This is a genomic window from Shewanella japonica (genome assembly GCF_002075795.1).
In the GTDB taxonomy this organism is placed as follows: Bacteria; Pseudomonadota; Gammaproteobacteria; order Enterobacterales; family Shewanellaceae; genus Shewanella; species Shewanella japonica.
Genome location: NZ_CP020472.1, coordinates 3,388,985 through 3,415,909, shown reverse-complemented (window position 1 = coordinate 3,415,909; position 26,925 = coordinate 3,388,985). Strand labels below are relative to the sequence as shown.

Annotated in this window: 19 protein-coding genes; 9 read left to right on the top strand and 10 right to left on the bottom strand. The window is 39.2% G+C overall.

What is annotated here, in order from left to right; all coding sequences use genetic code 11:
* The first annotated feature begins 482 nt into the window (after positions 1–482).
* The gene (locus SJ2017_RS14670; protein WP_420876287.1) at positions 483–3,245 is read left to right on the top strand and encodes a S9 family peptidase; all 2,763 of its coding nucleotides are present in this window, start codon (positions 483–485) and stop codon (positions 3,243–3,245) included.
* Positions 3,246–3,393: 148 nt separating this feature from the next.
* Here SJ2017_RS14670 and SJ2017_RS14665 read toward each other — a convergent pair whose 3' ends face one another.
* The 5 genes from SJ2017_RS14665 to SJ2017_RS14645 form a co-directional block, all read right to left on the bottom strand.
* A complete protein-coding gene (locus SJ2017_RS14665) occupies positions 3,394–3,861 on the bottom strand; it encodes a DUF3192 domain-containing protein (RefSeq protein WP_080916222.1) in 468 nt (155 codons plus the stop codon).
* 4 nt (positions 3,862–3,865) lie between these two features.
* Positions 3,866–4,642, bottom strand: a complete 777-nt coding sequence (xni, locus tag SJ2017_RS14660; protein ID WP_080916221.1) for a flap endonuclease Xni — start codon at positions 4,640–4,642, stop codon at positions 3,866–3,868.
* A gap of 173 nt (positions 4,643–4,815) precedes the next feature.
* The gene (ppnN, locus tag SJ2017_RS14655) at positions 4,816–6,198 is read right to left on the bottom strand and encodes a nucleotide 5'-monophosphate nucleosidase PpnN (RefSeq protein ID WP_080916220.1); all 1,383 of its coding nucleotides are present in this window, start codon (positions 6,196–6,198) and stop codon (positions 4,816–4,818) included.
* Positions 6,199–6,232: 34 nt separating this feature from the next.
* Complete coding sequence (locus SJ2017_RS14650) at positions 6,233–7,789, bottom strand: GGDEF domain-containing protein (RefSeq protein WP_080916219.1); 1,557 nt, start codon at positions 7,787–7,789, stop codon at positions 6,233–6,235.
* Positions 7,790–7,959: 170 nt separating this feature from the next.
* Positions 7,960–10,119: a tetratricopeptide repeat protein gene (locus SJ2017_RS14645; protein WP_080916218.1), complete on the bottom strand. Its 2,160-nt coding sequence runs from the start codon at positions 10,117–10,119 to the stop codon at positions 7,960–7,962.
* Positions 10,120–10,302: 183 nt separating this feature from the next.
* Here SJ2017_RS14645 and SJ2017_RS14640 point away from each other — a divergent pair, with 183 nt between their 5' ends.
* Entirely contained in the window at positions 10,303–12,105 is a 1,803-nt protein-coding gene (locus SJ2017_RS14640; RefSeq protein WP_080916217.1) for a M61 family metallopeptidase, read from the top strand.
* Between the two features lie 98 nt (positions 12,106–12,203).
* On the opposite strand, the gene rdgC is transcribed toward SJ2017_RS14640, so the two are convergent.
* Complete coding sequence (gene rdgC, locus SJ2017_RS14635) at positions 12,204–13,115, bottom strand: recombination-associated protein RdgC (protein ID WP_080916216.1); 912 nt, start codon at positions 13,113–13,115, stop codon at positions 12,204–12,206.
* Between the two features lie 345 nt (positions 13,116–13,460).
* On the opposite strand from rdgC, the gene SJ2017_RS14630 reads away from it, so the two are divergent.
* The 6 genes from SJ2017_RS14630 (at position 13,461) to SJ2017_RS14605 (ending at position 21,224) form a co-directional block, all read left to right on the top strand.
* Positions 13,461–14,420 carry a porin gene (locus tag SJ2017_RS14630; protein ID WP_055026433.1) on the top strand — a complete coding sequence of 320 codons (960 nt, stop codon included), beginning with the start codon at positions 13,461–13,463 and terminating at the stop codon, positions 14,418–14,420.
* 247 nt (positions 14,421–14,667) lie between these two features.
* Positions 14,668–15,357 carry a phosphate regulon transcriptional regulator PhoB gene (phoB, locus tag SJ2017_RS14625; RefSeq protein WP_055026434.1) on the top strand — a complete coding sequence of 230 codons (690 nt, stop codon included), beginning with the start codon at positions 14,668–14,670 and terminating at the stop codon, positions 15,355–15,357.
* Between the two features lie 215 nt (positions 15,358–15,572).
* Complete coding sequence (gene phoR, locus SJ2017_RS14620; RefSeq protein WP_080916215.1) at positions 15,573–16,880, top strand: phosphate regulon sensor histidine kinase PhoR; 1,308 nt, start codon at positions 15,573–15,575, stop codon at positions 16,878–16,880.
* A 253-nt stretch (positions 16,881–17,133) separates the two neighbouring features.
* Positions 17,134–18,090: a hypothetical protein gene (locus SJ2017_RS14615; protein ID WP_080916214.1), complete on the top strand. Its 957-nt coding sequence runs from the start codon at positions 17,134–17,136 to the stop codon at positions 18,088–18,090.
* A 256-nt stretch (positions 18,091–18,346) separates the two neighbouring features.
* Complete coding sequence (locus tag SJ2017_RS14610) at positions 18,347–19,318, top strand: PstS family phosphate ABC transporter substrate-binding protein (protein ID WP_055026437.1); 972 nt, start codon at positions 18,347–18,349, stop codon at positions 19,316–19,318.
* A gap of 124 nt (positions 19,319–19,442) precedes the next feature.
* Complete coding sequence (locus tag SJ2017_RS14605) at positions 19,443–21,224, top strand: M1 family metallopeptidase (RefSeq protein WP_080916213.1); 1,782 nt, start codon at positions 19,443–19,445, stop codon at positions 21,222–21,224.
* Positions 21,225–23,511: 2,287 nt separating this feature from the next.
* On the opposite strand, the gene SJ2017_RS14600 is transcribed toward SJ2017_RS14605, so the two are convergent.
* The gene (locus tag SJ2017_RS14600; protein WP_055026044.1) at positions 23,512–23,997 is read right to left on the bottom strand and encodes a glutathione peroxidase; all 486 of its coding nucleotides are present in this window, start codon (positions 23,995–23,997) and stop codon (positions 23,512–23,514) included.
* A gap of 309 nt (positions 23,998–24,306) precedes the next feature.
* On the opposite strand from SJ2017_RS14600, the gene SJ2017_RS14595 reads away from it, so the two are divergent.
* Positions 24,307–24,849, top strand: a complete 543-nt coding sequence (locus SJ2017_RS14595) for a YfaZ family outer membrane protein (protein WP_055026045.1) — start codon at positions 24,307–24,309, stop codon at positions 24,847–24,849.
* A gap of 72 nt (positions 24,850–24,921) precedes the next feature.
* On the opposite strand, the gene SJ2017_RS21500 is transcribed toward SJ2017_RS14595, so the two are convergent.
* The 3 genes from SJ2017_RS21500 to SJ2017_RS14585 form a co-directional block, all read right to left on the bottom strand.
* Positions 24,922–25,083 (bottom strand): small highly charged protein, encoded by a 162-nt coding sequence (locus tag SJ2017_RS21500; protein WP_119968964.1) that lies wholly within the window; start codon positions 25,081–25,083, stop codon positions 24,922–24,924.
* Positions 25,084–25,362: 279 nt separating this feature from the next.
* On the bottom strand, positions 25,363–25,773 hold the full coding sequence (locus SJ2017_RS14590; protein ID WP_055026046.1) for a copper resistance protein NlpE: 411 nt from the start codon (positions 25,771–25,773) through the stop codon (positions 25,363–25,365).
* An 18-nt stretch (positions 25,774–25,791) separates the two neighbouring features.
* The gene (locus SJ2017_RS14585) at positions 25,792–26,922 is read right to left on the bottom strand and encodes a patatin-like phospholipase family protein (RefSeq protein ID WP_055026047.1); all 1,131 of its coding nucleotides are present in this window, start codon (positions 26,920–26,922) and stop codon (positions 25,792–25,794) included.
* Positions 26,923–26,925 lie beyond the last annotated feature (3 nt).

The following is a 26,925-nucleotide window of genomic DNA, read 5'->3' as shown; positions in this document are numbered from 1 at the left end:
AGTCCTTCCACCTAGTAGTTACTGCATTTCTCTGTTTACGTTAACAAGCTTGTAACAGAACGATTTACTAACGTTTTAATGCGCCGCATTTTAACGAATTTAGAATTTTTTTTACAGGATTTAGTGAGTTTAATCACATATTTTTTGTATTTTTTAAGTTAATCCTCAGCTGATTGCTTTAATATATTCACAATAGCGTAAATTTAAGATTCAATTAGCGTCATAAATACACTTTACATGTTGCAAAAAGGTTGGCGCGGCAATGATTTTACCTGAGTAGCTTAGGTAGATAAGAATATTTTTACAGACGACTTTGGTCTAACAGGTTAAAAATGCACCAGTAAATAGCTGGATGGTTTACCTCAACATCACTCAAGTCGATTAAATGTTAGCTCGTATTCATTGCGTATGTGTCAAAGCGCTTGATTGAATAAAGATCCATTTGTTTAATTGCTCGATAATAATAACTCACGAGGATGACTTTGAAGTTACATACATTTCTACCACTGACGTTACTCGCCGCGTCCGTTGCAGTAAACGCTGCGCAGCAGCCAAAAACGTTAAGCTTAAATGACATCATGCATTTTGAAACCCTGCAACAGCCAGTTATTTCTGATAATGGTCGTGTTATTGCGGTTGAAGCGATGCCTGATAGAGGCGACAGTCGCGCCTTAGTGAATATTGCCGCGACTCAAAAACAGTACGTTATTGATGGTGGTTCGGCACTTCAGCTTAATAGCCAAGGCTCTTTTGCAATAGCGAAAATTGAGCCGAGTTTATTATCTGCAGAGACCCTCAAAAAGTCTGAACTTCATAGTGGTTTGGTATTGCTAAATACCAGCACTGGAGAGCAACAGCAGTTTGAAAAGGTAAAACACGCAGAATTTAGCCCTAATGGTGAGTTTGTCGCGATATGGTTTGAAGCTGAAGAATCCGAAGAGGCTGATAAGGAGGCGGATAAAGACGATAAAGCCAAAGTTGATGAGAAAGACACTGGCAGTAAAATCAAACTTATTCATCTAGCTGATAATAATGCTCATGAGTTTGAGCATGTGACACAGTTTGCTTTTGACACAGTCGGTAAAAACTTTGTTGTTGCGAGCAACGATATCAATAATCAGCGCCACACCATTAAAAAAGTTAATTTAATCAATAATACCTTAAACCAACTACACCAAAGCCAAACTCAACAATTTGGAGAGTTAAGCGTATCTGACGACGGATTATGGCTTGCGTTTACCAGTGGTGATGCCGCCGTTAAGCGAGATGAACGTGAGTATCAGTTATCTATTATTGATTTGAAAAATAGCCAGGTTAAGCCAACGCCTACAACGGATGAATGGACACTTAATCAATATTCAAAAATCTTCTTCTCAGAAGATAGTTTGCGTTTATTTGTAGGTCGAGTACCACAGGTTGATAAAGTGGTTTCTTTACCTGAAATAAAACAGCAAGCTGATTTGTTTGATACTGAAGTCGTAACCGGCTTACGAAACCTGAAAGTATGGCATGGGGATGATCCTAAAATTAAGCCCCATGAAGTCAAACAATACAGTAAAGAATTACAACGTACTTACTTAGCTGTTCTTCACGTCAATGCCAACCGTATTGTGCAACTAGCAGATAAAGATGTACCAAATGTGCAATATGGTGAGCAAAAACGATATCTATTGGCCACATCAGATGTGCCTTATCAAAAAATGATCACTTGGGCTGGTTTTTATCAAGATGTGTATTTAGTGGACTTAAATACAGGCCGAAAGCAGCAGCTTTTAACCCAGCACCCAACGAATGAAATGCCGACGCTATCACCTAATGCGAGATTTGTGGCTTATTATCAGCAAGGTCAGCTCTTTCTCTATGACATTGCAGGAGTAAGAAGGCATACCATCTCTAAAGACATTAGCGTGAGCTTTGCCAATGAAGATCATGACTACCCAGGTAATGCACCGAGTTATGGCTTTGGCCCTTGGTTAGCTGATGGTTCAGGTATTATTGCTTACGACAAGTATGATGCTTGGCAATTTAGCAGTGCATCATTCGATGGCTTTATGCTGACGGCCGGTGAGGGGCGTAAAACCAGTACGCAAATGAGAATTGAAGGGTTGTATGAAGACAAGAATGTCCCAGCAACGATAGCACAGCAGCAAACGGTGTTGGTGCATGGTTACAACGAAAAAACCAAAGCGGATAGCTTATACAGTGCCGTTGTAGGTGTGCCTGGGTTAACAACCTTGATGGAAACCGATGCGAAAGTGAAAGTGCTAGCAAAAAGTAAAAATGCTGACACTATCGTGTATTCAAAAGAGCGTTATGATCTTTATCCTGATCTTTACACCGCTGACATTGCAGCACCGCAAGATGGTGTTAAGCAAACGGCGTTAGATAAACAGCGAGATGATTTTAATTGGGCCAGTGCCGAGCTAGTGCAATGGCGTGATGCAGATGGCCGATTAACTGACGGTGTATTGATCAAGCCGACTAATTATCAAGAAGGTAAACAGTATCCTGTTATGGTGTATTTCTATCGCTTTATGAGCGACCGATTACATTCATTCCCGCATATGGCTATTAATCATCGTCCTAACTTCGCTTGGTACGCTGACAATGGTTATGCGATTTTCTTACCGGACATTCGGTTTGAAGTTGGTTATCCAGGTGCATCAGCGGTTAAAGGGTTAACTTCTGGTGTGCAAAAGTTAATTGATATGGGCATTGCAGATCCTGATGCTGTCGGTATTCAAGGACACTCATGGGGTGGTTATCAAACTGCATTTGCGGTTACCCAAACCAATATCTTTAAAGCAGCTGTAACGGGGGCCCCTGTGTCTAATATGACGAGTGCATACAGTGGTATTCGTCATGGTTCTGGTTTAGCTCGACAGTTCCAGTATGAAACAGGCCAAAGTCGAATTGGAGAAAGTTTATTTAACTCCCCACAAAAATATATTGAGAATTCACCAGTATTTTATGCTGAACGTATTCAGACACCAATGATGATCATGTTTGGTGATAAAGATGATGCGGTGCCATGGGAGCAAGGCGTTGAGTTATACCTTGCAATGCGACGCACTGGTAAGGATGTGGTGTTTTTACAATATGAAGACGAGCCGCATCATTTGAAGAAATATCCGAATAAACTCGACTATACAATCAGAATGAAGCAGTACTTTGACCATTATCTTAAAGGTGCTAAAGCCCCTGAATGGTTAGAGAAAGGTGAGGCTTATAAAGAGTATCAATAACAGTTAAATAGACTTAATTGTGATTAATAAAAATGCCACATTATGTGGCATTTTTTATGGCTAAAGTAACCTTGCACACGATTGTGGCTCAATAGGCTGACAGTCGAATTCTCGTTTTAAAACTGAGATATTAGGGGCAATTATCAGATTACTTTTCACCTTCTGATAAAGGGGTCTTATGGTCATCAGAATCTGTTTCGGCGACTGCAGGGGGAGAAGCTGGGATGACATTATTTAAAATGGGAATTTGTAAAAACTGATCGTAAGTCTCTTGTCCCCACGCAATCAATTTTCCATCTTTAAATAACAATGGCGTGCACTCATCTTTAGTAGTGATGCCGTCAGATTTAACATGATGGGTTCGATAAAACATGATCTGAAAGTTAGCGTTGTCAGTTGCTTTCGCTTCGGTAAAGTCCGCTCGACCCATTAATTTTCTAATGTTCTCAATAGGCTGGCCTATATTGATTTCACTGAGCATATTGTGATTAAACTCTTGTCTTTCTTGCCAACTTCTATCTTCTGGTTTCGGTTCATACACCATCACAACGGCAATTGCGAAGACGATGTAGGCAATGAACATGGAGGCGATGGTAAAGGACATTTTTGAATTCATTTGCTTAGGTATTCCTTTCGCTATTGCTAATGACTCTGAATTGTTTGAGATTGATATTGAGGGGCATATGACATTGTAATTGGGCTAACTTGTAACTCACTCTCGCCATGTCTTTACCATCAATGAGCTTTTGCGCTTGTTTTGCACCTAAGTTATCAATGGACTTGTATAGGTTTGCTAAGCTTCTGAACTTATTTAATAAATCGGCTGCTGACTTCGGCCCAATACCTGCTATCCCAGGTACTTTATTGCCGCTGTCTCCAGCTAGCGCGATAAAATCAAGTATCTGACTTTGTTGTACAGCAAGCTTTTTTTCGTATTCAGTTAAATCGAAATATTGTTGTTTGAAGTGATCCCATATGACGATATTGTCATCAATGATTTGGCTGAAACCTTTATCAGTAGAGACGATAATTGCTTTACCTTTATTTTCAGTGATTTTAGTCGCTAGGGTAGCGATGACATCATCTGCTTCTGAGACGGCGTCATGAGAATGTATATGTGCTTCAGAAAGCGCCGCTTTAATATCGGCTAATCCCGATTTTAAAGGCGTAGGCATCGGCTTACGTCCTTTTTTATAATCAGGGTATAACTGTTTTCGCCAAGATTCTTCATCACCATCCCAGACGACAATCGCATGGCTGGGCTCATGGTGAACTAACAGTTTTTTGGCTGCGGCTAACGTACGTTCTTTGACGCTGGCAATATCATTTTCATCTGGTAGTACTGCATGAATACGTCTAACAAGGTTCAGACCATCAATGATCAACAGTTTGTTCATGTTTATTTTCGTTGCTGGTGGTAAGGCTCAAGTGAGCCCACGTTAGATTGAATAGTTTTAGCTCACCATATAGGTGATTAAATTCAGTTTTAATTTATGATGACTAATCATATAGCTATTTAACGTTTTGTTAAACAATCACCACCATTAAAGCGACAGATATTGACGGAACCCTATTGGGATTCCGTTTCATTTTCCGTTTTATTCATTATGCGATAGCAAGGCACGTATGCACTGCCTGGTAATTTCATTCGTTGCTGGCTAACAAATGCATTGAGCAGTTTATCCATCATCATCATTAATTGTTTGTCACCGCGGATCTCAAAGGGGCCTAGCTCTTCAATGAGCTTTATGGTGTCTCCTTTCACATTGCCAGCGACTATCCCTGAAAAAGCACGTCGAAGGGTTGCTGCTAGCTCGGCCTTATTAGGCTGGAAATATAAATGCAGGTTTTGCATCACTTCATGGGTCGGATCGAATGGTAGCTGAAACTCGGGCTCTATTTTTAAAGACCATTGATATTGATATGCATCGCCCAATTCTTTGCGGCTGTTTTTAACGGCTTGCATACCTTGTTTCATGATTTGTCCTACTTTGACGGGATCATCGATAATGATTTGGTATTTAGCTTGAGCGTCAGGTCCTAAAGTGGCCCCAATAAACGCATCGATCTCGGTAAAGTAATCGGCACTCTCAATGGGACCTGTGAGTATCAAAGGGAAGGGTAAGGATTGGTTAGCATTGTTAAGTAAGATACCTAAAATATAAAGCAGTTCTTCGGCTGTACCCGCACCACCAGGGAAGATAACAATACCATGGCCTAGCCTCACAAAGGCTTCTAAGCGTTTTTCTATGTCGGGTAAAATCACTAGCTCATTAACAATTTGATTTGGCGGCTCTGCGGCGATGATACTTGGCTCAGTTAAGCCAATATAACGAGCGTTATTAACCCTTTGCTTAGCATGACCAATGGCTGCTCCCTTCATTGGTCCTTCCATTGCTCCAGGGCCGCAACCTGTACAAATGTCGAGTCCACGTAGCCCAAGTTCATAGCCCACTTCACGGGTATATTGATATTCAATAGGATTGATACTATGGCCTCCCCAACAAACGACGACATTAGGATCTTTCATCGGTGAGATGACTCTTGCGTTGCGTAAAATATCGAACACAACATTGGTGATATGGCTCGCATTAGTAAGATTGATGTGTTTGAGATTGTCGTATTTATTGTCGATATAGACGATGTCTCGAAGAACGGCGAAAAGATGCTCTTGAATTCCTGCGATAATCTCGCCATCAACAAATGCTTGCTCTGGCGGATTAATCAATTCAATTAATAAGCCTCGTTCGCGCTGGAGTACATTGATGTCAAAATTGGTGTATTTATCAAATAGGGCCTCAGAATTATCACTTTGTAATCCTGAGGCAAGCACTGCAAGGGCGCAGTTTCGAAGTAGTTGGTATAAATCACTCTTAGCGCTTTGTTTGAGTCGATTAACTTCCATTTGTGAAAGTTGATCTAAACTTCCGCGAGGGCTTATTTTTACTATCATATGCAACTCCTCTTGAGATGAGTTGCATCGAAGGTTAGATATCGATTACGACTCTATCTCTGCCATTGTGTTTGGCTTTGTATAGGGCTGCATCGGCACGTTCAAAGGTTTCTTCGATACGTTCATTTTCCATTACTTGCGCAGCACCTATTGATAATGTAACTGTAATTCGCTGATTTTTAAATTTAAATGGAATGTTCTTAATTTTTTCTCTGACACGATTTAATAATAAACCAATATTGTCTTCATTGACTTCTGGAAGTAATAAAACAAATTCTTCACCGCCGTATCGTGCGACAAACTCGCTTTCTCGCAATGAGTTTTTTAGCGCCATAGCAATGACCTGCAATGTTTTATCACCGGTGCTGTGACCAAAGTTATCATTGACTGATTTAAAGTAATCTATGTCAGTAACAGCAACCCAAAGCGGTGCATTAAAACGCTTATGGTTGCGAAATTCTTGCTCCATTCTATCCTCAAGTGCGGTTCTGTTAGGCAATTGTGTTAATGGATCAAGTAAATTAAGTTTTTGATGTTCAAATAGTTTTTCTTTATAACTATTTGCCTCTTTGGTAATACTGGTTAATTCTTTTCGCATTGACTCAATGGATTTTCTGAGCAGTGTTTGCTCTCTGTTTTCCAATGCTTCTTTACGGCTTAGCGCATCTTTAAGCGAAGATAATTGAATTGTCAGCGCTGTCTTTAATGCGTTTAAATCATCTGACTCAATTAAAATGCCATCGGCATTGTCAACACGTAAGTTAATCTCTTTGTTCAGCTGGCTTTTTATTTGCTGTGAACGTTCATTGTTATTAGCCGTGTTACTTACCACATCTCTAACGACACTAATGGCATCATTCAAAGCATATAAAAAGTCTTGGGACGCTGTTTTTTCACGTGCGATGTTATTGAGTAAAAGGCTTAATATTGTTTGATACGACTCAAGCAGGGTATTGAGTTTAATATCACCCATTAATACTTCTTTCATGACCAAAATTTGATCACGCTGTTCTTTTCTAAATTCTATCTCAGAAATTTTTTGGGCTAGCTCTTTGGCTAAAATAAGGTGCTGAGGCAAAATAACGTGTTCATCAGTACCTGCAAATTGCTTTTGTAAAATATGCTCGTAAAAGCCGATGACTTGTTCAACTTTAGGGATGTACTCCCAAATGGTATGAATCGGTTTATTGAGATCTTTTTTGAAGTAATTAATTTCTTTTTTAATTTCTTCTGGGGCGGAGTCTACACGTTGAATTTGGCTGATAACTCGAGAAAGACTGGTACGGCTTTCTTCAAGTTGAGTCATTGTATGATTGTATTGGCCTTTTAATAGGCGCTCAATTTCAACGAGCTCAGGCAAGGCCTCATCAATTTGATCATAACCTTGTAAATGATGTCTTAGCTTGGCTAATCGATTATCAAGTTCTAGATTTTGACCTTTACAGGCAAGGCTTAAATGACCTAAAAATTGAATTAGGGTGCGTAATTTTTCATTACGATCCTTATGGATTTCTTCAAGCGCCAACTTGGCAGAGTTTAGTTTCTGTTTCAAAAGTGAAACTTGTGACACTGCCGTCGAAGAATCTTTCATGCTTATGAGCTTCCTAAATCAATCAAATAACTAACAACATCAATCACCTATTTGATTGATTAGTGACGTTTATAATACTGTATTTGGTATTTTTATAGAAATAATATTATTAACTATATACCTATATCGGCCGCTGTGGACGAAAGATTAATGATGTTTGTGTTTATTGGTTAATTTGTAGGCCATTTTATCTCAGCGATAGGTCTATTACTTTCAGCTCTGATAATGCCTCTTTGCAATGCATGAGTAAGGTTTAAATATAAAGGTTTGAAAAAGATGGCTGCTGGAGCAAAGTTCAGTGTACGTATACTGACGTAAGTACTACCTTTATCAATGGTTTTTGCTGCTGCAAGGGCATATTGTACTGTTTCAAACTGAAGGTCGTTGGTAAGGCGTAAATTAGGGTTCGCCAATAAAGGGAGATTAATATGACCCATGATGCATTCAAGGGGGTCATGTTTTACTACCGAGTAATTAGGAATATTGGTATTGATTGCTAAATCTTGCGAAGCCAAACTTGCCTCAATCTTTTTGAGTGTTTCATTAGCTGTGAATGTTTCTTTAAAGCAAAAAGCAAATTCGCCTGGCTTAATGACATAAACACAAGCTGGAAGGTCTTTCTCAAATTGCTGGATTAAGCTTTCTGTAATTAATTTTGATTCCGATAGCCCAAAGTCAATATCTAAATCGGTAAGTGCTTTGATATTAACTAAGGCAATGGTTTTAGGCGATGTGCCAGTGGACATGCAGTCAAGCATCCCTCTGTAGCCCTTTACTTCGGTGAGTGGGTCTTGAATAACTTTGGCGGTTAATGACTGTTGTTTTTGTTTTAATGTATTAATTCTTTTTAAGCTATATAACCACACAAACGACAAAATAAAGATAGCGGCCAGTAGAATGATAATCGCCATTTGCTGATCTTTACTGCTCTTGATATAGCCATTTAACTTGTTTTGGTAAACGTTTATTTCAAATTTGAGCTTTTCTTCATTCAGGTTTGAGTTTACCGCTTCATCCACAATATTTTCTTGCTGTTCATTATCTATCGCTACAAGCTTATCCATCATTTCAAGCGCTGAGGAATCATCTTTTATCCCGCGGTAAGCTTTGGAAAGAAAAGAAAGGGCCTCTTTTTGCGCATCAATAAGTTGCTTTTCTTCTGCAATGACTAGCGCGGCCTTGGCATGAGTAATCGTTTCTTCCCATAAGGCTTGTTTTGACATCACTTCAGCAAACAGCAACTCGTTGTATACCAAATAATGCATGACTCTACGGCTTTTAAAAATCTCGTTGGCCATTTTCAAATAACTGACAGAAGACGGGTAGTTGTCTAGATACATGTACGCTTCGCCAATATTATGGAAATTTAGTCCTTGGCTAATAACCTGATTATTTTTTTTATCGAGCTGTTGTGCATTTAAATAATAATCAATGGCTTTATTCCATTGTTTTTGGTTGCCGTACACCATGGCGATGACTGTCATGGCATTAGACTGTAAGGCTTCATGTCCTAACTCCTGAAAGCTAATGGCAGCTTCATTTGCATTTTTTAATGCTTCATCCCATTGGCCTAAATCACGATAAGCCCTTGAAAGCTGAAATTGAGCGTGAGCTTGAATTACTGGGTAATTCAATCGATTGGAAATTCGATAGGCTTCGCTATGATGTTGCAGCGCTTTCGCTAGCTGGTTTTTACCAGTGTAATATTTACCAATAGCGGTTTCAGATTGGGCAATAAAATAGTCATTTCGCAGCTGGTAAGCAATTTCTCGATAATTTTTATAATGATATAAGGCTTGGGTATCTTGCTTTAATATGGCGTGAAGGCTGCTTAAACCGCCATGTAAAACAAATTGTAAGGTGAGGCTGTGCTCATCACGTATTGAAGCAATTTTCTTCAAAGCTTCTTTAAATAAAATAATGGATTGTTTGTACTGTTGATCTTCAATACCGCGAAATCTTGCTTCAAGTAGCAATATCATCGCTTCTTGCATTGGGGTTACTGCAATTGATTCTAACTGTTGAGTCAATAAACGAGAGTTTTCAGTTTTATTTGGTGTTCTGACAACCGTTTCCATATACAAACGAGCCAAAGTTTCGAGGTCTGCTTGTAATTCATCTGGCGTATATTTGAGTTCTTTTGCTATTAACTCAAATTCTTGGCGGTTATTGAATGAAAGCGGAAATTGTGTTCGAACTAATAGTTGGTCAAATAGCGCTTGCGGTGTTTCATTGAATTCAATTTCACGTTCTTGTGGATCGATTGCTAATGCCGGAATTGAAATTATTAATAAAATAAAGGCCAAGCAGTTTGGTATCAATTTTCGCATGTAAGAACAGTGACCTTATTATTTTGTAAGCTTTTGTTGGAAGTGGGTGAGCCTACAATAAGCTCTTGTTATAATGCCACCTCATTTAATGTAATATTTATTACAACAAATCTATATGATGTTGAAAACGCTTAACTACAGCGTGTAAAAATATAACAAGAATAATAACAGAAGGAATCGATAGTGAAAGTCTCAAAACTGGCTATTTTTACCGCAGGGATATTTTTTTCAGCTTCTACCCTGGCTGAAGTGCAATATCAGATTGATCTCACTCAACCACAACATCACCTTGCAAAAGTGAATGTGACCTTTCCCGAGTCATCTGCAGATACGCTTACAGTAAATTTACCGGTTTGGCGTACTGGTAAATATGCAGTGCTTCCACTTGCAGATGGTGTGCGTTTGTTTAAGGCGACAGATGACGATGGTAATGCACTAAATTGGCAGAGAACTGCAACAGGTGAGTGGACGATTGAGCTACAAGAGCCGACAGAGGTCAATGTGAGTTATCAGCTTTACGCTAATGATTTAGGAACTCGTGTTCGCCATATTGATGAATCCCATGCTTATTTAGATGCCAGTGGCGTATTTATGTATAGCCCCGAGTTTCGCCAAGATAAGGTGAATGTTTCTATGACGGTGCCTAAAGGCTGGCAAAGTTATTCAGGAATGGAATCAGGACGTAGTAAGCACTCTTTTGTTGCTGATAATTATGATGTATTGATCGATTCTCCAATCGAAACTGGAGTAAACACACACTACAGCTTTGAAGCTGATGGACGTGATTATGAAGTGGTTTTTTGGGGGGAAGGTAACTATGACGCTGAACAGATCGTTACAGACCTAACAAAAATCAGTAGCACAGCGGAAGTCATATGGGATGATTATCCTTTTGAACGTTACGTCTACATGATCCACGCTACCAGTGGCGCACGTGGTGCAACTGAGCACTTAAATTCGACCATTATTCAACTGCCAAGGTTTAACTTTCGTGAGCGAAAGGATTACTTACGCTTCATTAGTACAGCATCACATGAGTTTATCCATACATGGAATGTGAAAGCCTACCGTCCTGAAGGGTTAGTACCTTACGACTATCAAAAGGCAAGCATGACTGAGTTATTGTGGATGGCCGAAGGCTCAACCAGTTATTTCCAAAATCAATTATTGCTTCGTGCTGACGTTATTACGCCAAAAGAGTTTTTTGCTGATTTAGCAAAACGTATTGATAGAAATCTCAACAAACCTGGGCGGGAAATTCAATCTGTTGCTGAAGCTAGCTTGAATGAATGGACTAATACAGGTGGCGATTATGCCATTAACCATGGTGTTAATATTTATTCTGAAGGTTATTTAGCTTCTTTATCTTTAGATTTTAACCTGTTAGCAGACACTGAGCTTGCTCATTCTTATCGTGATGTTCATCGTAAGTTATATCAAGACTTCAAGTTACCTAAAGGGTATAACGTTGATGATGTGAAAAACATATTAGCATCGCTTTCTGGTAAAGATTATCAACCTTGGTGGCAGTCACATATTACATCACCATTTAGTTTAGAGTTTGACTCATTACTGGCTCAAGCTGGATTGGTCTTATCTTATGGCGACAGTGAAAAAGCGACCGTTTACAGCGGTCTTACATTAACTGGTCAGCATAACGATCTCACGCTTGCTCATGTGACACGTAACAGCCCTGCATGGCTGGCGGGTATTGTGGCGGGCAATGAAATTATTGCGGTTAATGGATTAAAAGTGACTACAGCTGGGTTCAAAAAGCGTTTAGAAGACTTTAACGCAGGTGACGAAATTGAACTGACTATTTTTAATAATGATAAGTTAACTCAAGTTTCACTGACACTAGAAGAGCAACCTAAAGGTGACTTAGCGATTGAAGGTGTGTCTAATCCGACTAATGCGCAAAAAGCATTCTTAAAAGCTTGGCTTGGTATTGATTGGCCATTTGATGATGCAGGTAAATTCATCTAGTTATTAATTGTTAAAAGCCCTCAATGCGGATGCGTTGAGGGCTTTTTTATGTATCAATAATCTTAACCGCTGCTTGTTATCCAAGCAGGGGAAGTCATTTAGATATTCTCTTCTATTGGGCCTAATGCTTGTTGTAATGCATTGATAAAGGCAACAAGCTCTCCGCCCATTAGTGCGAAGTCAGCATCTAATTTGGCTAAAGGATCTTCAGTGCCAACATCATCAGTTGCCGCTCTGAATTCTTCTGAGAATTTAAGACGCTTCACGCTGGCGTCTGATTGCAATAAAAATGCGATAGATTGGCCAAAATGTAGCGCTAACTTGTGCACCTGCTTACCTGTAGCAAGGTGTGCTAGCACTTCATCTTCTTGCAGTACCTGCTGTTTAAAGCGCACGATACCACCTTCATCTGAATCTGACTTAAGTTCTGCTTCATCTTGCATTTCAAATGGCTGTGGCGATGAACCATTGCGTAACCATTCAGTTAATGTGGTTTCAATTGGCGTAGTAAAGTGAAGTGGTATAACTGGTAAGCTACCGAGCGCTTTACGTAATAATGCGAGTAACTCTTCAGCTTTTGCTGCACTTGAGCTATCAACCAGAATCATCTCAAGTTCTGGCATGATTAACGCGTGAGTTTGACTGCGACGAGAAAATGCCCGAGGCAGAAGCGTCATAGTGATCTCTTCTTTCATCGCATCTTTTTCTTTCTTGGTGACTTTGCGACTTTCTTGATCTTCTATTAATGCCACTTTTTCATCTAAAGCTTCTTTAATCACCTGACCTGGTAGAATCTTTTCTTCTTTGGTCACACAAATGAGGTGGCGATTTTCAGCACTGTGCACCAATGCATGGCCTTGTTTACCTAACGCTTTTGAAAATCCAGATTTACTGATGTCTTGGCTAGAACATGGCGAGAAAGTGAAATCAGCTAATGCTGTTTCTAGTGCCTCGGTATCGGTAGTGAAAGGTTTATTGAAACGATAAAGGGTGAGATTTTTAAACCACATAAAAAGACACTCATCAAAAATTAAAAATGCAGTTTACGGGATCCATGCGCTGGGGTAAACCATCAAAAGACTGCAGCTTGATTGTTCCATATTCAGAATTCATTAAACTGTAATATTTCATAATTTTAAATTAAATCCATTAAAAATCAGCAGCTTGTTTGTTCTTTGCTTTTGCTGAATTAGCTTTAGCTTAATAAACTCGGCTTTTTGAAATATTTCTGCAACAAAAGGCGTGCACTATTCGCATCGTTCCCAAGCTATTAGGCAGCAAATATCTGCTTGTTCCAACCTGATAGCAGCACAAAAAATGGTGTAAAACACCAAAAAATATGTCTAAAGGATGAAATGATGAATGCTTTTTATAAAACGTTAGTTGCTTCTGCTATTGCCACTGCTACGCTTTCAACTGCCCATGCAGCAGAACCTCTAGAAGTATATGGTAAGTTGAATGTGTCAGTTCAGTCGAATGACGAAGGTGACGGTTCAGTAACTGAAATTCAAAGTAATGCATCACGTTTCGGTGTAAAAGGCGGATTTGAATTAAGTGAGTCTTTAGAAGCGTTTTACACTATCGAATACCAAGTTGATACTGGCAATGCTAGTTCAGATAACTTCACTGCTCGTAACCAGTTTGTTGGTTTAAAAGGTAACTTTGGTTCTTTCGCTGTGGGTCGTAACGACACTATGCTGAAAAAATCACAAGGTAAAGTTGACCTATTTAACGATTACTCAGGCGATTTAAAAGCACTTTTCAAAGGTGAAAACCGTCTAGCGCAAACTGCAACTTACTTAACGCCAAAGTTTGGTGATTTTCAAGTTGGTGTAACTTACGCTGCTGAAGGTGATAGCAAGCAAGAAGAAAGTGATGGTTTCAGTATTGCGGCTATGTACGGTGATTCTGGTCTAAAGAAAAGCCCAGTTTATGCTGCAATTGCTTACGACTCTGAAGTTGCCGGTTACGACATCGTTCGTGGTACTGTTCAAGGTAAAATCGCTGGTTTTGTATTAGGCGGTATGTACCAGCAAGAAGAAAAAGTTGATAGCGGTTCAAGCATCGATGGTTACTTATTAAGTGCAGCTTACAAAATTCAAGAAGTAACGTTAAAAGCACAATACCAAGACATGGAAGACAAAGGTGATTCATGGTCAATTGGTGCAGATTACTCGTTAGGTAAGCCTACAAAACTATTCGCTTTCTACACTGACCGTACTTCAATGGGCACAGTAGAAGAAGACAATGGTGACATTATCGATATCTCTATCGATGAAAGCTACTTCGCTGTAGGTATTGAACACAAGTTCTAAATTAAGCATTTAATCAATGCTTCAGCTAGATTCTTGATAATAAAGGAGGCGTTAGTCTCCTTTATTTTTTATTGCAGCAATAGTGAGTTAGCTCTCTATACGTTGCACTGTTAACAAGTTAGATTGAAAAGAATGATAGATTTATGACAAAAATATGATTTTATAGCTTTTTTGAGTGCTAAGATCATATTTCTGTAATAAAACTGACCAATAATACTCATGCGGCTTACTAAACACAGAAAAGATTATGACAGCTAAGATTTTAATTGTAGAAGATGAGTCAGCCATTCGTGAGATGCTGACCTTTGTTATGGAACAACATGGTTTTACCACATCTGCTGCTGAAGACTTTGATTCAGCCGTTGAGCTATTGCAAGAGCCTTACCCGGATCTCATCCTGTTGGATTGGATGTTCCCTGGCGGCAGTGGCATACAATTGGCTAAACGCTTAAAGCAAGATGAATTTACACGTCAAATTCCTATCATCATGCTAACTGCTCGCGGTGAAGAAGAAGATAAGGTAAAAGGCTTAGAAGTGGGAGCTGATGATTACATCACTAAACCTTTCTCTCCTAAAGAGCTTGTGGCACGTATTAAAGCCGTTTTACGTCGTAGTGCACCTACGCGTCTAGAAGAAACCATTGATGTGCAAGGATTGTTACTGGATCCTGTCAGTCATCGCGTTTCGGTAGGCGAGTCGGTTCTAGACATGGGGCCAACCGAGTTTAGATTGCTGCACTTCTTTATGACTCACCCAGAGCGTGTCTATAGCCGTGAACAGCTATTAGATAATGTGTGGGGCACGAATGTTTATGTAGAAGACAGAACTGTTGATGTACATATTCGTCGTTTACGTAAAGCGGTTGAAGACTCTGGGCATGATAAGTTAATTCAAACCGTTCGTGGTGCTGGTTACCGTTTTTCGACCAGAATGTAATATTTAAAGCCGCAGATAAAAAACTACTGCAGTAGATTGCATTGAGTAACGACATAAGGAGTATGTTGTTGTATTTTACAATCTCTCAGTGGTTTTTTAACAATTAGTCGTGGTCAGAGATTTCATTTTACGCTATCTTGTGAGCCAATATTTACCTACCAACAATTAGGTAATAATCCGCAAACTGGATTATTTACATTAATTTTAGGCTACTTATGTTTCGATCTTATTCAGGATCTCGCTTGCTATTACGGCTCCTCGGAATTGAGCTTGTATTCGCCCTTATCGGCTTATTGATAAATCAAGTCGCACTCACCCTTATTATCGGCAGTATTCTTTTATTAGGATGGCATTACCGACAAATTAGTCGTCTTAATTTTTGGCTTTGGAAAGACAGAAAATTAACGCCTCCTCAAGGGACGGGTAGCTGGGAAGGTATTTTCAATGGTATCTATCGCTTACAAGGTAAAAACCGTCGTAGAGTCGGCCAACTCGCTTCGTTATTGAGCCGCTTTAGACAAGGTGCAGAAGCACTGCCTGATGCTGCAGTTGTACTAGATTCCGAGTTGAATATTCTATGGTGTAACAAGCTTGCTCAACTGATTTTAGGGTTTGTTTGGCCGCAAGATAATGGTCAAAGAATCGATAATTTAATCCGTCACCCAGATTTTTCTGAATACCTTAAAAAAGGTGAATTTAATGAACCGCTTGAATTGGCATCTCCAGTGTCAGAGCAGCGTTTATTAGAAATCCGCTTAATGAGTTACGGTGACAGGCAATTATTATTAATCGCTCGCGATGTCACACGAATTAATCAATTAGAAGGGATGCGAAAAGAGTTTGTAGCGAATGTATCCCATGAACTTAAGACACCGCTAACAGTGCTTCAAGGCTATTTAGAAATCATGCAAAGCATGGAAGAGCCAGACAGCATGAACCATAAACCATTGAATCTGATGCAACAACAAACAAGACGTATGCAATCAATGGTCGAGCAATTGTTAGCTTTGTCTCGTATCGAAGATGGTGCCGATATTGATTTGGAAAAAACCATCAATATGAGAGCGATGTTAGATATCTTAAAAGATGAAGCTTCAGCGCTAGCCCTTGATCAATATGATTTATCTTTTTATTGCGAAGACGGCTTAGATTGCCACGGTAACGAGCTACAATTACGTAGCGCGTGCACAAATTTAATCTCTAATGCGATTCGTTATACCGAGCCTGGTGGTAAGGTGACTGTGCGCTGGGAAATGGTACCAGCAGGCGCCCAATTTAGTGTGACTGATACAGGTCTTGGTATTGCTCCACAGCATATTAATCGTTTAACCGAACGCTTTTATCGTGTGGATAATGCACGTTCAAGTAAGACGGGCGGTAGTGGGCTAGGCCTAGCTATTGTAAAGCATGCTTTAAGCCATCATTACAGTGAGTTAACCATTACTAGTGAGCTTGATAAAGGCAGCTGTTTTAGTTTTATTATCCCCATAAACTTGGTTGTAAAAAACAACACAAGTAATTAATTGCTAGTATTACTTCATTTAATAAAGCCAACTCATGTCAATGCGAGTTAGCTTTTTAATTTATAGGCTAATCGTTTTAACTGCCTGTGATTAGGCTGCTTGTGATGCAGTTAACATCCCCGCTCAGAGTAAGTCGTAAAGTATCACGCAATTCATTAACATGCTCTACAATATGTATCAAGGCGCTTTCTCTGTGACGCTTTCGCTCAGCTGTTTTGGCTGAACCTCATTTAATTACTTTTGTTTCGGAATTATGTTTAATTACTCAGTTAAATCTCAATCGGTGTTATTGGCCAGTGTTTTACTTTCAGGTGTTAGTTTTACTGCTAATGCCAACAACGATGTTAACACTGTGGTACAACAACAGACTAAGCCTTCTCACTGGAGTGGTTTACCCTTATTGTCTGATAAAGCGACTGAGCGAGGCTATGAGTTACCTATCCCCGTAGGCGTGAGCCTTTTTTATAACAACATTGATGCCGACTACATCGCTGTTAATGACTTTGAGGTTCAAGTAGATGGTGGTTTATTAGGGTTTCGTGGCCCCAATGATTACGTCGTGCCTGCTGAAGATGTCAGTATTACAGGTTCTGATAGAAGTGTGCAGCTTAAAATTGATGCGTGGATATTACCGTTTTGGAATGTCTATGCTTTGTTGGGGTATACCGAAGGCAACAAAGATATCTTGGCTAAGTTAGATAATGTTGAAGGTTTGCCTTGTGATGAGGCCTGTAATGGCGTGGTACTGCCAATTCCTATTAATTATACCGCTAAAAATTACGGTATCGGTACTGTGCTTGCGGGACAAATAGATCCCATTATTGGTGATACTCCTGTAATTGTGATGGCCGTGGGGGCAATAGTGAAAGCCAACACTAATACAACTGATAGTGTCATTAAAACTAAAATTGCTTCAGTAAGAGTAGGGCAACGATTTGATGTAGGCACCGACAAGCTAGCTTGGTTTTTAGCATTCAGCCATCAAAGTGTTGATCAGAATGTCACCGGTGATTACTCCTTTGTTGGCACAGAGCTTGAGCCTTTAATGGAAGATGTGAAATTTGATATCGATTTGGCGAAAGAAGAAACTAAAAATATGTCATTGAGTATGAACTATGACTTCGGGCCGAAAAATGAATGGAATTTATATGCTGAGTATGGCTTTTTAAATTGGCAGCATTTAATTATCGGTTTTGGGCGCCGTTTTTAATTGAAATCAACAAAGATTGTCATATAACGTCAATAAAAAATGAGTGTGTATTTAGGGTAAGATAAAGTAAGCCTCTATAAGTCACTGTTTAAATAGTATTTTAAGTTAGTATTTGCGGGGTTGCAGCAGGTGTAACAAGAATGTCAAAAATGTTGATTGTCATACAACTGTCACATATTGGTCATAGACTTGTCATCGTAGCAATTGATACTGAGCGTGTCTTAAATAACAACGCTTATAATACCGGAGCATTACAATGAAACTTAAACAGCTAGTTGGCGCTATTGCCTTTACTGCAGCTGGTGTATTTTCAGCAACATCGATGGCAGCAATTGATAAAACATTACCTGTGTACGAAAAAACAAGTGGTGTTTCAGGTAATTTATCATCAGTGGGTTCAGATACACTTGCTAACATGATGACGTTATGGGCTGAAGAGTTCAAACATATTTACCCTAACGTAAATATCCAAATTCAAGCTGCTGGTTCTTCTACTGCACCACCAGCATTAACTGAAGGTACTTCACAATTCGGTCCAATGAGCCGTCAAATGAAGCCTAACGAAGTTGAAGCATTTGAAAAGCATTACGGTTACCAACCAACGGCAATTCGTGTAGCAATCGATGCATTAGCAGTTTTCGTACATAAAGATAACCCAATTGAAGGTTTAAGCATCGAGCAAATCGATTCTATCTTCTCGTCAACTAAGAAATGTGGCGGTAACGACGTAAATCGTTGGGGTGATGTTGGTTTAGACGGCAACTGGTCTAAGAAAGACATCCAGTTGTACGGTCGTAACTCAGTATCAGGTACTTACGGTTACTTCAAAAAGAAAGCACTTTGTAAAGGTGATTTCAAAGCAAACGTAAACGAGCAACCGGGTTCAGCTTCAGTAGTTCAATCTGTGTCTCAAGGCCTTAATGCAATCGGTTACTCAGGTATCGGTTACAAGACTGCAGGTGTTAAAGCTGTAGCAATCTCTAAGAAAGGCACTAAATACATTGATGCAACAGCAGGTAACGCTGCAAATGGTACTTACCCATTATCTCGCTACCTATATGTTTACATCAACAAGCACCCTAACAAAGATTTATCACCAATGGATCGTGAATTCATCCGTTACGTGTTATCTAAGCAAGGTCAGCAAATCGTAGAAAAAGACGGTTACGTACCACTACCTCGTAGTGTTGTTGCAAAAGACCTAGAAAAAGCTGGAATTAAGCTGTAATACAATCCCACTTTTGACACTAAAAGCCTCATTCGTGAGGCTTTTTTGTGTCCGTTTAATAGACTCGATGAAAAGACCTAAGTGAGTTAATATAACCCGATAATAATTCCAATAAGGGTTTGATGTGGCTGAACAATTAGATTTCACTCGTGACTACCATTCTGTTGCTAACACTGATGACATTATCGTGCATCATATGACGCTTTTCCTTGATGTTGACTTTGACAAACAGCAACTTCATGGACAGGTTAATTTGCAATTTAAACGGCAAACATCCGCTGTGCATTTGGTGCTAGATAGCCGTGATTTGTTGATTGATGCAGTGACAGATATCCATGGAAACCAGTGTCACTATTCATATGAAAGCCTAAGCGAGTTTCAAGGCGGGCAAATCACTGTTGATATCGGTACAGAGATTACCGAAGTGGTTATTCATTATCATACTTCGCCTAGCGCCCAAGGATTACAATGGTTAACTCCTGAGCAAACCTTAGGTAAACAACACCCTTATCTATTTAGTCAATCTCAGCCTGTTAATGCCCGAAGCTGGATCCCACTGCAAGACAGCCCGAAGGCCAGAATCACTTTCAATGCGAGTGTCAAAGTTAATAACGGTCTTCGTGCAGTAATGAGCGCCGCTAATTCTTCTGCTATACCTCAAGATGGTCAATTCTATTTTGAAATGGAAAAACCCATTCCAACTCATTTGCTTGCGCTTGCAGTTGGCGATTTAGCTTATGGTGAGATTAGCCATCGATGCGCTATTTATACAGAACCTGGCATGCTTGATAAGGCGCTCAAGGAGTTTGAAGATACCGAATCAATGATTGTGGCTGCAGAATCTTTATTGGGGCCTTATCCTTGGGATCGTTATGACATGATAGTGCTGCCACCCAGTTTCCCTTTTGGTGGAATGGAGAACCCACGTTTAGCATTTATTACTCCAACATTGATTGCAGGTGATAAAAGCTTAGTGTCAACCGTGGCGCATGAATTAGCCCACTCTTGGACAGGCAATTTAGTCAGTAATGCAACCTGGCGTGACTTATGGCTAAATGAAGGTTTTACCACATATTTCACCAATCGTTTGGTTGAAAAAATATATGGCCAAGAACAAGCGGAACTTGAGTGGGTGATTGAATATGGTCGCTTAAAAGAAGAAATGCTATCAATGCCACTAAGTGCACAAACTTTGCCAGCTAATGTCCAGTTTCAAGATGCTAACGACTCATTTAATCGATTTACTTATGATAAAGCCTCTATGTTTGTACATGAGCTTGAATCGAGGCTAGGACGCGCTGATTTTGATGTGTTCTTATTTAATTATGTTCAGCAGTTTAAGTTTGAGGCTATTACAACAGAGACGTTTGTAGAGTATGCCAAACAAACCTTATTGCCCCAGCATGGCGGCAAAATATCAGAGGGTGAATTACTCACTTGGGTTTATGGTGAGGGCCTACCTGAGTGGTTCGAGGGCCCAACATCAAGTAGCTTAGACAAAGTGACCTCGGCATTAACACAATTTTGCGCAGGAGGGCATGCAAAGCAATTGAATGTGGCAGGCTGGCGAGTGCACCATTGGCAGTATTTTATCAACCAATTGCCATTTCAATTAACGCAGGTTCAGTTGAAAGATTTGGATATGACCTTTGGTTTTACTCAGAGCAAAAATGCAGAGCTTGCATGTGACTGGCTTAGAGTCGCCATTCGAAACCATTATGAGGTAGTGCTGCCAACCGTCGCTGAATTCTTAGGAAGTATTGGACGAGCAAAATTTGTAAAACCACTCTACAGTGAATTGCTTATTGCTGGCTATGTGGATTTTGTGTCAGATATTTATCAGCAAACAAGAGCAAGCTATCACCCATCATTACAAGTACAACTGGATGTTATGCTTACGTCATAAAACTCCAGTTACCTCAATACTCCTTAGCTAAATAACGAACAAAAAAATGGCAACCCAATGGGTTGCCAGAAGTATTTCTTGTGGGACATAAGTTAATCATACGCTAGCGGATTAACAGGTTCCCAAATAAGGGGGATGATGATGAACAATGAAACAGTCTTAAACTAATTCTGTTAGCGATCATTTAATGTGGCCGTGATGAAGGGCTAATCAAACTTGAGATAGTCGGTAAGTAAGAATCCACTTAACCATTATCAACTCGCTACACTTACTCAGAGTAGCGGTTTAACAAAAGGTTCAATGTCATGAGTAAAAAAATACATTTTTTAGGAAAAATTTTTTAGCTTAAAGAGACCTGTTTAAAATTAACCCAACTCTTCTTGCTTTGAACGAAACTTGCCCGATTAACCTCAAATTTTATTTGCTGAATTTAAGATAAAAAAATGGCAACCCAATAGGTTGCCAGAAGTATTTCTTGTGGGACATAAGTTAATCATACGCTAGCGGATTAACAGGTTCCCAAATAAGGGGGATGATGAACAAACAATGAAACAGTCTTAAACTAATTCGGTTAGCGATCATTTAATGTTGCCGTGATGAAGGGCTAATCAAACTTGAGATGTTGGGTAAGTAAGAATCCACTTAACCATTATCAACTCGCTACAGTTACTCAGAGTGGTGGTTTAATAAAAGGTTCAATGATTTTATAAAAAAATCATTTTTTCATTCTATTTATATCCAAGATGCATTTTTATCCAAGATTCATTTTTAACCAACACTCCTTTCTATCTCAAACCAACATAAGCGTGCGGGCTTTGTATGGAAAGGGTCATGTTTGTATTGATTAAAGCACAGATAAAAAAATGGCAACCCAATGGGTTGCCAGAAGTATTTCTTGCGGGACATAAGTTAATCAAGCGCTAGCGAATTAACAGGTTCCCAAATAAGGGGGATGATGATGAACAATGAAACAGTCTTAAACTAATTCGGTTAGCGATCATTTGATGTTGCCGTGATGAAGGGCTAATCAAACTTGAGATGTTGGGTAAGTAAGAATCTACTTAACCATTATCAACTCGCTACAGTTACTCAGAGTGGTGGTTTAATAAAAGGTTCAATGATTTTATAAAAAAATGATCTTTTCATTTCATTTTTATCCAAGATTCATTTTTAACCAACACTCCTTTCTATCTCATACCAACATAAGCGTGCGGGCTTTGTATGGATTAAAGCACAGATAAAAAAATGGCAACCCAATGGGTTGCCAGAAGTATTTCTTGCGGGACATAAGTTAATCAAGCGCTAGCGAATTAACAGGTTCCCAAATAAGGGGGATGATGATGAACAATGAAACAGTCGTAAACTAATTCGGTTAGCGATCATTTAATGTTGCCGTGATGAAGGGCTAATCAAACTTGAGATGTTGGGTAAGTAAGAATCCACTTAACCATTATCAACTCGCTACAGTTACTCAGAGTGGTGGTTTAATAAAAGGTTCAATGATTTTATAAAAAAATGATCTTTTCATTCTATTTATATCCAAGATGCATTTTTATCTAACACTCCTTTCTATCTCATACCAACATAAGCGTGCGGGCTTTGTATGGAAGGGGTGATTTTTGTATTAATTAAAGCACAGATAAAAAAATGGCAACCCAATGGGTTGCCAGAAGTATTTCTTGTGGGACATAAGTTAATCAAGCGCTAGCAGATTAACAGGTTCCCGAATGGGGGGGATGATGATGAACAATTCAAAAACCAGTAAAGCAGTCTTAAAAATAATTCGGTTAGCATTGGTTGATGAGACCATGTTGATAAATTATCTTGTGAAGTAAACCGTGATGAAGGGTTTGCTTTACCATTAACGCTTACCAACTTGCTACATATACTCAGAGCGTTGCTATTCAAAAAGGTTCAAATAAATTTAAAATTTTTTATAAAAATATAAAAAACTGATTTTTGATGACCTAGAGTCTTGCCATTACGCCGCTTTTTATGAGTTTTAGCTAGTCGGAGAGGAGTACTATTATGATTGAGATGTCGATGTATTGGCTTACGTATTTAGAGCCATAAAAAAAGGCAATCAAATGATTGCCTATCGATCCACTTTGAGATCAAGGGGACCGCGCTAGAAGTCCCAGGGAGATGATGAAAGTGAAATCACACTGTCTTAGTAAGTAAGACTCTCCCTTCTCTGAATAGTTCAAAAAAAATACAATTTATTTTGATATTTCTTTTGATATGACTTTTAATAAATTTTTTGTGTTTAAATTCAGTGGGTTGATATTTATTTTAATAAGCCCTCAATTTCACTCATTAGGTTTTCCGGCTTTGTTGTTGGTGAATATCGATTGAGAACCTTGCCATCTTTGTTGATTAAAAACTTTGTAAAGTTCCATTTTATCGACTGACTACCTAATAATCCCTTAGCTTGTGACTTCAAGAAAGTATATAGCGGTGCTGAATCTGGGCCATTTACATCAATTTTGCTAAATAGTGGGAAGGTGACCCCGAAATTAATTTCACAAAATTCACTGATAGCTGCTTCGTCGCCTTTTTCTTGTTTACCAAATTGATTACACGGAAAACCTAATACCACAAAACCTTGATCTTTGTAGAGTTGGTATAAATGCTCCAGTGGTTTGTATTGATGAGTAAAGCCACATTCACTAGCGGTGTTAACGACTAACACAACTTTGTCTTTAAATTGTGCCATTGAAACGGTATTACCTTGAATATCAACTGCTGATTGATCGTAAAAAGACTGACTCATAGCTTACTCCTCATAGATTTGTTCTTACTATATCTGATCAACTCTAATAGCACAATTAAATTGTGTGCAATTTAATTTTTTTGTTGTGAGTTAGATATCAAAAACACTGCTATTTCGTTTATTTTTTAGCAATGTCGTAATCAATATTTATAAGTAGCAAGTATGAATCATTTGGTTAAATTGTTATTAACGCGTTTGAAGTTTGTATGCGAGTGATTGATTTGTCACCAGCGTGACTGATTTATAAAGACTTAATAATAATGGTCAGTATAATCTCGGCAAATTATGATTCTTGATTGAGGTATTAACATGAGCAAAACCATTAAAGCTGCAGCCATAGCGGCAGTAAGTGCACTATCGTTGAATGCAAGTGCATCCGAATTAACGTTTGGTATAAGCGAACATGTGGTTTCTGCTGATTTAAAATCTTACCTTAATGAGCATACCAACCTTGAAGCGGGTTACATTTATTCTGATAAAAAAGGACATTTGGCTGAATTTGCGATGCACATGGTTCATCAAACTGGTCCACATACTATTGAAGTAGGCCCTAAATGGTCTTCAGTTTGGTTTGATGATAGTCCAAATGGCAGTGTGATATCAGTGGGTGGTCATTACAGCTTGGCGCTGAATAACAATTTATCATTACATGGTGATGCTTATTACGCACCTTCTGTATTATCTTTTTCTAACGTCGATGGCTACACCGAGCTAGGTGCAAAAGTGAAGTATAGCTTTAACCCGAATATGGCATTGTTTGTAGGTTACCGTAACTTAACATTCAAATATGACGACCGTTCAGATCGCTCATTTGATGATGGTTTCTATATTGGCGGTACGGCAAAATTCTAGCACTTTCATCGTTGGTCGTTCATATATAAAAAAGCAAGTTGCTGAGCAACTTGCTTTTTTTATGGCAGTCTGTCACTGATATTGGTTCGCCTCAAAATCTAATTCAGCGTAATCATCGGCATAACGTTTTTTGGTATCCTTTCTACGATGATTGACTTTTTTCGTTTTGGGCTTGGTTTCAACTTCTTCATCCCAAAGAAGATCGTCGATATCAAATTTATAGTTTTGAGACATAACTCTTTCCAAAGTGATGCTACTACAGCTGAGTTTTTAGGGCTGTCATAGCGTATATCATGACTGGTTACCCGTACTTTTTACCGAATTTTATTTTGAAGCGAAAGCAAAATATATGTGCTTTGTTGGTGAAAAACTCTTTCCGACCTATCTGGTATCATTCGCTTATGTTAGGCGGTAGCCGGGAAGCTAATTGCTAACAATGTATATCGACGACTGGACATACTGTTGGACATATAAGGGGAAGGCTTTTTTATGAGCTGATTTTATGAACTGATTTTATGAACTGATTTTGTGAACAATATACTGCTCTTCGTGTTCCCCACGTATTCGTTGACTTTCCACATTCAATAAGTACATTTTGCTTTCTACAACTTGGTAAATTTGCCCTCGATCTAAATAGATTATATTTCCTGTACTATCCCAATTGAACTCACCTGAACTGACAAATGGGTTAGGGTCTTGTCCTAAGTGCTCTGTTGAAATGGTGTATTGATTAGGGGCAATTAAGGTGAGTATGGTTTTCATTCCGTTGCAGCTTGGACAAGGAAAAACGCCTTGGTAAGTGCCTGCCCAGTCAACCGTATGTAAGCTGCCTTTGAGAGGATCGGGGTCAAATTGTAACTTAGTGTCATTGCAGGCTGCTAACATCAGCAAAGTTGCTAGAGCAATTATCCTTATTGCGTCCATAACATTCCTTTTATCCAGCTAGGTAGTCTTGATATTAAAAAAGTCCTTAAAGGTGTCTATCTGTGTCATTGCGTCTTGATAACCTAAATCAATTAAAGCACTTGTGTAGGCTTTTTCAAATAATAGGTAAGAAACCACACTTGAGTCTGACTGACTATCTATACCAATGAATTTGAGGAGTATCCTTATCGCGAGGGGAAGATCTTTATAATATCTTGCTGCAATTTCGCTTAGGTCTTCACTAGGCTTTATAACTAACGTATTAATCTTCCTTAGGTTTATCATTTCCACATCTGCGCCAGGAATTAAATCTAAGGTGGTATTAATTCTTTCAAGCCGCTCAAGATCACTGTTTAAGGTGTCAGAAAAAATGGTATCGAGTAAGTGACCCGCGATGGTGGCAGCTTTTGGGTGAGCATCAATTTCGTGTTGCGGTTTTTTATGTGGGCTATCGAGGTTAATAACCATGATTTTATCAGCCCCCAAATGAATTGAACTTGATAGCGGGGATAATTGATGCACTGAGCCATCGCCAAAGTAAGCTTGATTGAGCTTAATTGACGGAAAAACCAAAGGAATAGCTGATGTTGCCATCAAATGGTTGGTCGTCAGTGTGCAGCGGTTTCCTTGCCGTCTGGCTCTTTGCCAATCATCGACACTATTATGGGCTTGGTAGAAGCTGTATGAATGTGAGTCGTTATAACTAGAAGCGTCAATACTAATCGCTTTTAGCGCGCCACTGCCAATGTTTCGCTCAATGCGTTGGAAGTCTATTAGTTGGTTAAGTAACTGACGTAACGGAGAGTTATCGAGCAAACTACCGGCATCAGTGTTCATTTTATCAGTCTGTAAGCCTTTTAATGCCATCTTGCAAAGGTGTTTGAATACATCCCAAAAAGAAGAGCGATATACTTTTTTAGTTTCAAAATGACGCCATACCCAATCGAGCTTTTTAACACCTAAATGAAAACACGATGCATGGGTTGCTAACGAAGTGGCATTAATTGCACCAGCTGAAGAACCACTGAGGATTGCAAATGGAATGTGGTGATTGCGAGGGTACAGTTGTACTAAGGCTTTTAACACACCAATTTGGTATGCAGCCCTAGCGCCACCGCCACCTAATACCAGTGCAATAGTCTCTGACAACGT

What these genes read in the sequence shown, in the direction of transcription:
- SJ2017_RS14665 (WP_080916222.1), bottom strand. Translation starts at nt 3,861, where the DNA reads ATGAATTCAAAAATGTCCTTTACCATCGCCTCCATGTTCATTGCCTAC.
- xni (WP_080916221.1), bottom strand. Translation starts at nt 4,642, where the DNA reads ATGAACAAACTGTTGATCATTGATGGTCTGAACCTTGTTAGACGTATT.
- ppnN (WP_080916220.1), bottom strand. Translation starts at nt 6,198, where the DNA reads ATGATAGTAAAAATAAGCCCTCGCGGAAGTTTAGATCAACTTTCACAA.
- SJ2017_RS14650 (WP_080916219.1), bottom strand. Translation starts at nt 7,789, where the DNA reads ATGAAAGATTCTTCGACGGCAGTGTCACAAGTTTCACTTTTGAAACAG.
- SJ2017_RS14645 (WP_080916218.1), bottom strand. Translation starts at nt 10,119, where the DNA reads ATGCGAAAATTGATACCAAACTGCTTGGCCTTTATTTTATTAATAATT.
- rdgC (WP_080916216.1), bottom strand. Translation starts at nt 13,115, where the DNA reads ATGTGGTTTAAAAATCTCACCCTTTATCGTTTCAATAAACCTTTCACT.
- SJ2017_RS14630 (WP_055026433.1), top strand. Translation starts at nt 13,461, where the DNA reads ATGATGAATGCTTTTTATAAAACGTTAGTTGCTTCTGCTATTGCCACT.
- phoB (WP_055026434.1), top strand. Translation starts at nt 14,668, where the DNA reads ATGACAGCTAAGATTTTAATTGTAGAAGATGAGTCAGCCATTCGTGAG.
- phoR (WP_080916215.1), top strand. Translation starts at nt 15,573, where the DNA reads ATGTTTCGATCTTATTCAGGATCTCGCTTGCTATTACGGCTCCTCGGA.
- SJ2017_RS14615 (WP_080916214.1), top strand. Translation starts at nt 17,134, where the DNA reads ATGTTTAATTACTCAGTTAAATCTCAATCGGTGTTATTGGCCAGTGTT.
- SJ2017_RS14610 (WP_055026437.1), top strand. Translation starts at nt 18,347, where the DNA reads ATGAAACTTAAACAGCTAGTTGGCGCTATTGCCTTTACTGCAGCTGGT.
- SJ2017_RS14600 (WP_055026044.1), bottom strand. Translation starts at nt 23,997, where the DNA reads ATGAGTCAGTCTTTTTACGATCAATCAGCAGTTGATATTCAAGGTAAT.
- SJ2017_RS14595 (WP_055026045.1), top strand. Translation starts at nt 24,307, where the DNA reads ATGAGCAAAACCATTAAAGCTGCAGCCATAGCGGCAGTAAGTGCACTA.
- SJ2017_RS21500 (WP_119968964.1), bottom strand. Translation starts at nt 25,083, where the DNA reads ATGTCTCAAAACTATAAATTTGATATCGACGATCTTCTTTGGGATGAA.
- SJ2017_RS14590 (WP_055026046.1), bottom strand. Translation starts at nt 25,773, where the DNA reads ATGGACGCAATAAGGATAATTGCTCTAGCAACTTTGCTGATGTTAGCA.